At 71.1% G+C, this 8,438-nt stretch carries 10 protein-coding genes and 1 pseudogene; 4 read left to right on the top strand and 7 right to left on the bottom strand.

Annotated features, from left to right (window positions below):
- Positions 1-90: 90 nt before the first annotated feature.
- Positions 91-621, bottom strand: a complete 531-nt coding sequence (locus tag ACIBF5_RS27935; RefSeq protein ID WP_396815856.1) for a GNAT family N-acetyltransferase — start codon at positions 619-621, stop codon at positions 91-93.
- On the bottom strand, positions 618-839 hold the full coding sequence (locus tag ACIBF5_RS27930; RefSeq protein WP_396815864.1) for a biotin/lipoyl-binding carrier protein: 222 nt from the start codon (positions 837-839) through the stop codon (positions 618-620). The genes ACIBF5_RS27935 and ACIBF5_RS27930 overlap by 4 nt, the downstream gene beginning before the upstream one ends.
- A 138-nt stretch (positions 840-977) precedes the next feature.
- On the opposite strand from ACIBF5_RS27930, the gene ACIBF5_RS27925 reads away from it, so the two are divergent.
- Complete coding sequence (locus ACIBF5_RS27925) at positions 978-1,052, top strand: 50S ribosomal protein bL37 (RefSeq protein WP_369814844.1); 75 nt, start codon at positions 978-980, stop codon at positions 1,050-1,052.
- Between the two features lie 106 nt (positions 1,053-1,158).
- Here the strand turns inward: ACIBF5_RS27925 and rsrA are convergent, their stop codons facing one another.
- From rsrA to ACIBF5_RS27900, 5 genes are all read right to left on the bottom strand, one after another.
- Positions 1,159-1,446, bottom strand: coding sequence for a mycothiol system anti-sigma-R factor (gene rsrA / locus ACIBF5_RS27920; protein ID WP_396815855.1), 288 nt, complete (start codon positions 1,444-1,446; stop codon positions 1,159-1,161).
- Positions 1,447-1,450: 4 nt separating this feature from the next.
- Entirely contained in the window at positions 1,451-2,353 is a 903-nt protein-coding gene (locus tag ACIBF5_RS27915) for a sigma-70 family RNA polymerase sigma factor (RefSeq protein WP_396815854.1), read from the bottom strand.
- A 286-nt stretch (positions 2,354-2,639) separates the two neighbouring features.
- Positions 2,640-3,257 (bottom strand): alpha/beta family hydrolase, encoded by a 618-nt coding sequence (locus ACIBF5_RS27910; RefSeq protein ID WP_396815853.1) that lies wholly within the window; start codon positions 3,255-3,257, stop codon positions 2,640-2,642.
- 41 nt (positions 3,258-3,298) lie between these two features.
- Positions 3,299-3,697: a WhiB family transcriptional regulator gene (locus tag ACIBF5_RS27905; protein WP_396815852.1), complete on the bottom strand. Its 399-nt coding sequence runs from the start codon at positions 3,695-3,697 to the stop codon at positions 3,299-3,301.
- 199 nt (positions 3,698-3,896) lie between these two features.
- A complete protein-coding gene (locus ACIBF5_RS27900) occupies positions 3,897-4,691 on the bottom strand; it encodes an SOS response-associated peptidase (protein ID WP_396815851.1) in 795 nt (264 codons plus the stop codon).
- Between the two features lie 175 nt (positions 4,692-4,866).
- Between ACIBF5_RS27900 and aroA the strand changes: the two genes are divergently transcribed.
- The 3 genes and pseudogenes from aroA to hisN all read left to right on the top strand — a co-directional run bounded on the left by aroA (position 4,867) and on the right by hisN (position 8,379).
- The gene (aroA, locus tag ACIBF5_RS27895) at positions 4,867-6,174 is read left to right on the top strand and encodes a 3-phosphoshikimate 1-carboxyvinyltransferase (RefSeq protein WP_396815850.1); all 1,308 of its coding nucleotides are present in this window, start codon (positions 4,867-4,869) and stop codon (positions 6,172-6,174) included.
- A gap of 96 nt (positions 6,175-6,270) precedes the next feature.
- Positions 6,271-7,336, top strand: a pseudogene (gene rsgA / locus ACIBF5_RS27890) (ribosome small subunit-dependent GTPase A); the annotation flags it as partial.
- Positions 7,337-7,584: 248 nt separating this feature from the next.
- Entirely contained in the window at positions 7,585-8,379 is a 795-nt protein-coding gene (gene hisN / locus ACIBF5_RS27885; RefSeq protein ID WP_396815849.1) for a histidinol-phosphatase, read from the top strand.
- The last annotated feature ends 59 nt before the right edge of the window (positions 8,380-8,438 follow it).

Raw genomic sequence — 8,438 nt, 5'->3', positions numbered from 1 at the left:
GCGACGGTCCTCATCGGTCAACGTCAACGGCGGCAGCGTCGGATCTGGCACCCCACCAGCCTACTGCCTACTTACTTCTGACTCAGGACACTAGGAGGCGGTCGGCACCACGCTCGGCGCCGTGGCGAGGTCGAGGCGCAGCGCCAGCAGCCGGATGTCGGGCCCCGCGCTCCAGTCCCGCTCCGGAACACGGGCGAAGCCCAGTCGGGCGTAGAGCCGCTGTGCGTTCTCGACGAAGTCGCGTACGCAGATCGCCACGGCGCCCAACCCCAACTCGACCGCGCGGTCCACGCAGGCACGGGCCAGCGCCTCGCCGACGCCCCGGCCCTGGGCCGTCGGGTCGACCGCGAGCATCCGGAACTCCGCCTCGCCGTCCCGGGAGACCTCGGCGAGCCGTGTCCCCGCCAGCAGGAACACCACCGACCCGAGCACCTCCCCGGTCACCGGGTCGACCGCGACCAGCAGCTCGCCCGCGCTCGCCCGCCCGGCGACGTCCTTCAGTGTGTCGGCGTAACCACCGGCCGAGTGGAGCTGACCATTGGCCTGGTACGCCGACACGGTCAGTCGGGCGATCGCCGGGAAATCAGCCGGCGCCGCCGGTCGGACGAGCGGGCCACTCATTCGATGACCGCGATCAGGTCACCGTCCTGCACCACGTCACCCTCGTTGACCGCGAGCTGCCGGACCACGCCGTCAGACTCCGCGATCACCGGGATCTCCATCTTCATGGATTCGAGAATCACCAGCGTGTCGCCCTCGGAAACGGTGTCGCCGGCGTTGGCGACGACCTTCCAGACGTTCGCCACCATCTCGGCGCGAATCTCCTCGGCCATGGTGATGCCCTCCCTCGTCGGCGCGGTGTTGCATGCGAACGGTATCCAATCATGAGCCGGCCCGCGCCGGGACCACGGCGGGGCGGACTAACATCATCGGGTCAACTCCCGGTCCCGGGAGAACCTGTCCGACGGGAGGCCAGCATGGCGAAGAAGTCTCGCAAGAAGAAGGCTCGTAAGAAGAGCGCCGCCAACCACGGCAAGCGCCCCAACTCCTGACCGACGCTCCACTCCGCCAGCCGGCGGAGGATGCTCGGCGGTCCCGCTGCGGGCCCTGGACCAGGGCCCGCGCGGGACACAGGCATGCCCCAACGGGGCACGCCGGTCAGTCGGGAAGGTACTCCCGGGACTGCTCGGTCTCGAAGACAATTTCGGTGAGCCGGAGCCGGAGCCGCTCACGCAACTCCGTCGGCGCGGTCTCGTTGCCGCAGCAACGGGCGACCAGCGCCTTCACCTCCTGCTCGATGCCGTACTCGCGCAGGCATCCGGTGCAGTCGTCCAGATGTTCACGGATCAGGCTCCGTCGCTCGTCGGCGCATTCCAGGTCGAGGTAGAGATACACCTCGGCGAGCACCTCACGGCAATCGGTCTCGTGTGGTTCACCGCAACTCACGGTCCTACACCTCCCGGCCGGCTGCGGCGGAGTCCTTGGACGTCGTAGCCGCATGGAAACCCCGGTCCGCGGCGTAACGCTCAAGAAGCTTGCGCAGATTACGCCGACCCCGGTGCAGCCGGGACATTACCGTACCGATGGGCGTTCCCATGATGTCCGCGACCTCTTTGTAGGAGAAGCCCTCGACATCAGCGAGATATACGGCGAGTCGGAATTCCTCGGGCAACTGCTGTAGCGCCTGCTTGACGTCACTGTCCGGCAACCGGTCCAGCGCCTCGGTCTCGGCCGACCGCAGGCCGCTCGACGTGTGCGACTCCGCCTCGGCGAGTTGCCAGTCGGTGATCTCCTCGGTCGGTGCCTGGATCGGCTGACGCTGCCGGCGCCGGTACGAGTTGATGTACGTATTGGTCAGAATGCGGTAGAGCCAGGCCTTGAGGTTGGTTCCCTCTTCGAACTGGTGAAAAGCCGCATATGCCTTCAAATAGGTCTCTTGGACCAGATCCTCCGCGTCAGCCGGATTACGGGTCATCCGCAGACCGGCCGCGTAGAGCTGATCGACGAAGGGCAGCGCGTCCCGCTCGAACCGCGCCCGACGTTCGTCCGTAGCCTTGTCCGGTCGTGTCAACCGCACGTCCCCCCGCCTCGGTCGCCCATCCCGGGATCGGCCGGAGACGGACGGCCGGGACGGGCTCAGGACCAGTTCAGAAGACGCCAACGACGCCACCGAACGAGTCGACTTTCCCGCCGAGGATACGCGGAAAGCTCCGTCCGCAGATCGGGTTCCGGCCGTGCCGGTGCTCACCGGGCGTAGTTCACGTGCCATCCGTCCCGCCCCTGGGCCACGCACCTGCCGATGCGGCCCGGTGTCGTGCTCGGCGTGCGCCGGACTCCGTGTTTCGGTCGGCACAGGTCAACCCCCTCGCCTGAGTAGCTTCCGGGAGTTGTAACGCTCGGCGACCGCTGGGGCATTCCGGTGATCCGGGCCCCATCCCTGGTCCCGGCCGGCAACCCTTGGCTGGGGCGGCCACGGCAGGGACCAGGAAGGGCCTGGGAGGATGACGCCGGTCCCGAACTCCACGAACCGGTGCGGTCCCTCGGGTGGCCGGCATCATGAGTTGCAACGATCTCCCCGCCGCCGGGGAAACGGCGCAAGGCCCGGTCAGCGGACGGTCAAAATGAGGTCAGGGTGCCCGTCAGCGGGCCCAGCCCCGACCACGTAGCCAGGCGAGCGCGAGCGAGGCCGTGCCCACGGGATCCTTCCGCAGGTCGTGCCCCTCACCGGGACGGAGGACCACCTCCACGCCGGCACCGGCCGACGGCACACCGAACGGATCGCGGTCACCGTTGAGCACCAGGGTCGGCACCCCGGTCGACAACTCGGCCGCCCGGGAGCGCTCGGGTCGCCCGGGCGGATGCAGCGGAAAGGCGAGCGCCACGATTCCGGCGGCACCGAGCGCCACCGCACCCCGGCAGGCCACCCGCGCGCCACTGGAGCGCCCACCGACGACCAGCGGCACCTCCGGAAGCTGTTCGGTGAGCGTCGTGACGACCGCCGACCAGCATTCGTCGAGCTGCCCGGCGGGTGCCGGTGCCCGTCGCCCGGCCACTCGGTACGGCTGGGTGACCCGGGCGACGGCGACACCAGAAGCGACTGCCTGGTCACGTAGGGCGATCAGGTCCGGCGCGTCGACGCCACCACCGGCGCCGTGCCCCAGCACCAGGAGACCGACCGGCGAGCCGATGTCGGGCGGGTCGAGGTCGACCCGCGCGGGCCCTCTGGGGGTGTCGACGATCTGGTCACCACGGAACATCCGGCCATTCTGCTCCCGCCGGCACCGCGCCCGGTTGTAGCTCAGCGACTCAGCGGCACCAGCGTCAACAAGCGGTCCCGTACCGGCGGACCGTTCTCGTCCACCACCGCGTCCGGATCACGCTGCACCTGGCCCCGCCAGGCCACCAGCATGGCCCGGCGCTCCCGGGGCGTGGTGCCGCCCCAGACGCCGTGGCAGTCGCCCACCTCCAGTGCCCAGGCCAGACACGCGCCCTGCACGTCGCAGGTACGGCAAAGTGCCACCGCCGCATCAGCCGGTTCACTCGGTGCCGGAAAGAATGTCTCCGGATCCACGCTCTGGCAGACGCCTCTGGTTCGCCAGGCATCATCAAGCTGCCGCTCCGCCACCGCCCGCAACAATCGCGGGTCTCGTCGTGCCGCGGCAACCTCGTGCGGGCGTGGCATGCGCGCCCGTGTCATCCACCCACCTCCCCCGTGGGACCGGCATGATCGGTGGGCCTCACCCGCCCGGTGCGAATCCGTACCCACTGCCGGCGCTGTGTTCTATCGCACTATTGCTGGCGGAGACAAGGGGTTGTGGAGAACCTGCGCGAAGTCCAGGGCGACGATTCACCCCTAACTCTGGCAAATCAGCTCGCGCCAATACGGAGGGCGACGCTCAGAAAAGCGTAAATTCGTCGGCCGTCTCGGGTCCCGTACGCAATGGCGGCGCGCTCACCCGGGCGACGAGATCCGGGCCGTCGTTACGTACGTCGCCGACCCCCCGACCGACCGGACGGATCTCGATTCCGGCGAGCAGTTCGGGCGTCGGCGGCGCGAGCAGGTCGGTCGGCGAGTCCCCACCGTCGAGCCAGTCGCCCCAGCGCTCCGGGTCCAGCAACAACGGCATCCGATCATGTACGTCGGCCAACTCGCCAATGGCCGAGGTGGTGATCACACTGCAACTCGTCAGCGGCCCGTCCGGGCCCTTCCAGACGGACCAGAGGCCCGCGAAGGCGAGTGGGCCACCATCGGCCCGGGTCATGAAGTAGGGCTGCTTGCCGCCGTCCCGGCGGACCCACTCGTACCAGCCGTCGGCCGGGACCAGGCAGCGTCGGCGGGCGAACGAACGGGCGTACGCGTTGGTGGTGGCCACCGTCTCGGCCCGCGCGTTGATCATCCGCGCGGCGCCCCGGGCGTCCTTCGCCCAGGCCGGCACCAGACCCCAGCGGGCGAGCGAAAGGACACGCTGGGCACCGTCGTCGGTCGCCCCGTCCCGGTCCCGCCCGCCAACCCCGGCTTCGTCGTCAGGGAAACCGGACCTCCCGTGACCGGCGCCGATCCGGACAATCGGCACCGGATCGGTCGGCGCCACGTTGTAATCAGCGGCGAGCCGACCGCCCGTTTCGTCGTACGACTCGAAAAGCTGACTCAGATCCGCGGCGCTTCGGGTTGTCGCGTACCTCCCACACATGACATCCACGCTAGCCCGTCCGACGGAAACGAGCCGCCCCGCGACGTCGACCCGTCGAGCTGCGAAGATCAACCGGTAGACCGGTCCGAGGCGACCGAGAACGGCCCGTCCCGGCAGGCGAGAGCGCCCGGACCGCCGAGGCCGGGGACCACACCCGGCGCGGCAGAATGTACGGGTGGCACATCTGACCGCGACCCGTCCCGCCCAGCCGTGGAGCGCCCCGACCGCCTCCGACCCGGTGACGGCAACCATCACCCTCCCCGGGTCCAAGTCGCTGACCGCGAGGGCCCTCGTGCTCAGCGCGGTCGCGGTCGGCTCGTCCACCCTCCGCCGACCGCTGCGCGCCCGCGACACCGAACTGATGGCCGCCGGGCTGCGCGCCCTCGGCACCCAGGTCTCGACCGTCGAAGAGGAACGCTGGCTGATCCGGCCCAACCCGCTACGCGGCCCGGCCCACATCGACGTCGGCCTGGCCGGCACGATCATGCGTTTCGCGCCGGCGGTGGCCGGGCTGGCGCACGGCCCGGTCACCTTCGACGGTGATCCGGTCGCCCGGACCCGCCCGCTCGGGCCGCTGCTCGGGGGGCTGCGTGCCCTCGGCATGCGGATCGACGCCGGACCCGGCGGCGGCCTGCCACTGACCGTGCACGGCACCGGCGAGGTGGCCGGCGGCGAAGTCAGGATCGACGCCTCCGCCTCCAGCCAGTTCGTCTCCGGGCTGCTACTCGCCGCGCCCCGGTTCACCCACGGCGTCACGGTCCGCCACGTCGGTCCCCCGGTCCCCTCCGCGCCCCACCTGCGGATGACCGTGCAGATGCTGCGCGCCGCAGGTGCCGCCGTCGACGACACCACGCCCGACGTCTGGGTGGTCGAACCGGGCCGCCTCTCCGGGCGCGGCTGGGACATCGAGCCGGACCTCTCCGGCGCCGTCCCGTTCTTCGCCGCCGCCCTGGTGACCGGTGGTTCGGTGACCCTCACCGACTGGCCGCACAGCAGCCTGCAACCGGTCGACACGCTCCGTACGCTGCTGCGCCGGATGGGAGGCGAGGTCACCCTCGACACCGACGGGCTGACCGTACGCGGTACCGGGGTGGTCAAGGGCCTGGACGCGGACCTCTCCGACGTCAGCGAACTGACCCCGGTGCTGGCCGCGCTCGCGACCGTGGCCGACGGCCCGTCCCGGCTGTACGGCGTGGCGCACATCCGAGGTCACGAGACCGACCGGCTGGCCGCACTGGCCCACGAACTCACCACGCTCGGCGCCCACGTGATCGAGTCCCCGGACGGCCTGGAGATCCACCCACGTCCACTGCACGGGGGGACCTTCCGGACCTACGCCGACCACCGGATGGCACACGCCGCCGCCGTGATCGGCCTCACCGTGCCGGGGATCGAACTGGACGACGTGGGGTGTACCTCGAAAACCCTGCCGGAGTTCCCGGCACTATGGTCAGCGATGGTGGCGGGCGGCAGCGAGCGGTAGCGGCCCGGCGGACCGGTCCGTGGCGGGGGTCGCGGCGCAACCGAGGGAGTCGAGCTGGCCGGCAAGCGGCGGGAGTACGACGAGGAGGACGTCCGGATCCGACCGGGGCGTTCGTCACGGCCACGTACGCGCACCCGTCCCCGGCACGAGGACGCCGTTCCCGCCTTCGTGGTCTCCGTCGCCCGTGGCCGCTACATCTGCGTGCTGATCGACCTGGACCGGGACGAGGGACCGGGCGTACCCGAGGGCGGAGCGGACGGGCCGGCGCTGGTGACCGCGATGCGGGCCCGTGAACTGGGGCGCAAGTCTGTGGTGGTCGGGGACCGGGTCTTCCTGGTCGGCGACACCACCGGCCGGGACGGGGCACTCGCCCGGATCGTCCGGATCGACGATCGGCGCTCGGTGCTGCGACGTACCGCCGACGACGACGAGACCACCGCCGAGGGCCGACTGGAACGGGTGGTGGTCGCCAACGCCGACCAACTCGTCATCGTCAGCTCGCTGGCCGACCCACCACCGCGTACCGGTTTCATCGACCGCTGCCTGGTGGCGGCGTACGACGCCGACATCTCGCCGCTGCTCTGCCTGACCAAGTCGGACCTGGCCAGCCCGGCCGAGGTGCTCGACTACTACGCCGAACTGGATCTGCGGTACGTGCTGCTCCGCCCGGACGCCGACCTGACCGAGTTGCGCCAACTGCTCGGCGACCGGATCTCGGTCATGGTCGGCCACTCCGGCGTGGGAAAGTCGACGCTGGTCAACCGGCTCGTGCCGGCGGCCGACCGGGCGGTCGGCACGGTCAGCGCGGTCGGCCGAGGCCGGCACACCTCGACCAGCGCGGTGGCGCTGCACCTGCCACCGCTGCCGGGCACCGGACCGGATCGGAGCGGTGCCGCCGGCTGGATCATCGACACCCCCGGCATCCGGAGCTTCGGACTCGCCCACGTCTCCGCCAACAGCCTGCTGCACGGCTTCTCCGACCTGGTCGAGGGGACAGTCAACTGCCCGCCCAACTGCGAGCACACCGCCGCCGAGGCCGACTGTGCGCTACCCGCCTGGGTGGCCGCCGGGCACGCCGACGAGCGGCGGCTCGCGTCGTACCGCCGGCTGCTCGCCTCCCGGGCCGGCGAGACCGAGTAGCCGCGCCAGACCGAGTAGCCGCGTCGGACCGAGTAGCCGCGCCAGACCGAGTAGCCGCGCCAGACCGAGTAGCCGCGCCAGACCGAGTAGCCGCGCCAGACCGAGTAGCCGCGCCAGACCGAGTAGCCGCGTCGGACCGGGAGCCGGGGACGGAGCCGGTGGGAACGAATGGCCGGGCGGGACCGGGGACACGCCGGACCGGTGGCCGGCGCCACGCGGAGGGGCGGTCCTAGATCGCGTCGGACCCGGATGTCGGCTACCTTTCCGGCCATGGCCCGGTATGCGGATGACCTGTCCCTCGCCCACGTGCTCGCCGACACGGCGGACTCGATCTCGACGGCCCGGTTCCGGGCGCAGGATCTGCACGTCGAGTCGAAGCCCGATCTCACCCCGGTGACCGACGCGGACCAGGCGGTCGAGCGGGCCATCCGGGCCACGCTGGCCCGTACCCGTCCCCGCGACGGCGTGCTCGGCGAGGAGTACGGCACCGCCGCGCCGGCTGCCGGAAACGGCACCCGGCAGTGGGTCATCGACCCGATCGACGGCACGAAGAACTTCGTCCGGGGGGTGCCGATCTGGGCCACGCTGATCGCCCTGATGGAAGGGGACCAGCCGGTCGTCGGACTGGTCTCCGCCCCCGCGCTCGGTCGACGTTGGTGGGCCGCGACCGGACACGGCGCGTACGCCGGTCGGCACACCGCCGCCGCCACCCCGATCAAGGTCTCCGGGGTGGGCCGCCTCGCCGACGCCAGCCTCTGCTACTCGTCGCTCGACGGCTGGGCGGAGAACGGGCGGCTGTCGGCGATGCTCGACCTGCTCCAGGGCGGCTGGCGCAGCCGGGCGTACGGCGACTTCTACGGCTACATGCTGGTGGCCGAGGGGGCGGTCGACGTCATGGTGGAACCGGAGCTGTCGCTCTGGGACCTGGCGGCGCTGATCCCGATCGTCACCGAGGCCGGCGGAACCTTCACCGACCTCGCCGGCCGACCCGGCCCGGCCGGGGGCAACGCCGTGGCCAGCAACGGGCTCCTCCACGACGACCTGTTACGCCGACTCAACCCGTAACAGCCCCTTCACCAGGGCGATTGTTCCGCTGCGGGAGCCGGCCGACCGCCTCCCGCCGC

This window comes from Micromonospora sp. NPDC050417 (assembly GCF_044458865.1).
GTDB lineage: Bacteria > Actinomycetota > Actinomycetes > Mycobacteriales > Micromonosporaceae > Micromonospora_G.
Note: the sequence above shows the minus strand (reverse complement) of the source record. Positions and strands in the feature narration are given on the sequence as shown.

Bases quoted from the DNA above. Each gene is read 5' to 3' on its own strand.
- ACIBF5_RS27935 (WP_396815856.1), bottom strand. From the start codon at position 621: ATGAGTGGCCCGCTCGTCCGACCGGCGGCGCCGGCTGATTTCCCGGCG.
- ACIBF5_RS27910 (WP_396815853.1), bottom strand. From the start codon at position 3,257: ATGTTCCGTGGTGACCAGATCGTCGACACCCCCAGAGGGCCCGCGCGG.
- ACIBF5_RS27905 (WP_396815852.1), bottom strand. From the start codon at position 3,697: ATGACACGGGCGCGCATGCCACGCCCGCACGAGGTTGCCGCGGCACGA.
- ACIBF5_RS27900 (WP_396815851.1), bottom strand. From the start codon at position 4,691: ATGTGTGGGAGGTACGCGACAACCCGAAGCGCCGCGGATCTGAGTCAG.
- hisN (WP_396815849.1), top strand. From the start codon at position 7,585: ATGGCCCGGTATGCGGATGACCTGTCCCTCGCCCACGTGCTCGCCGAC.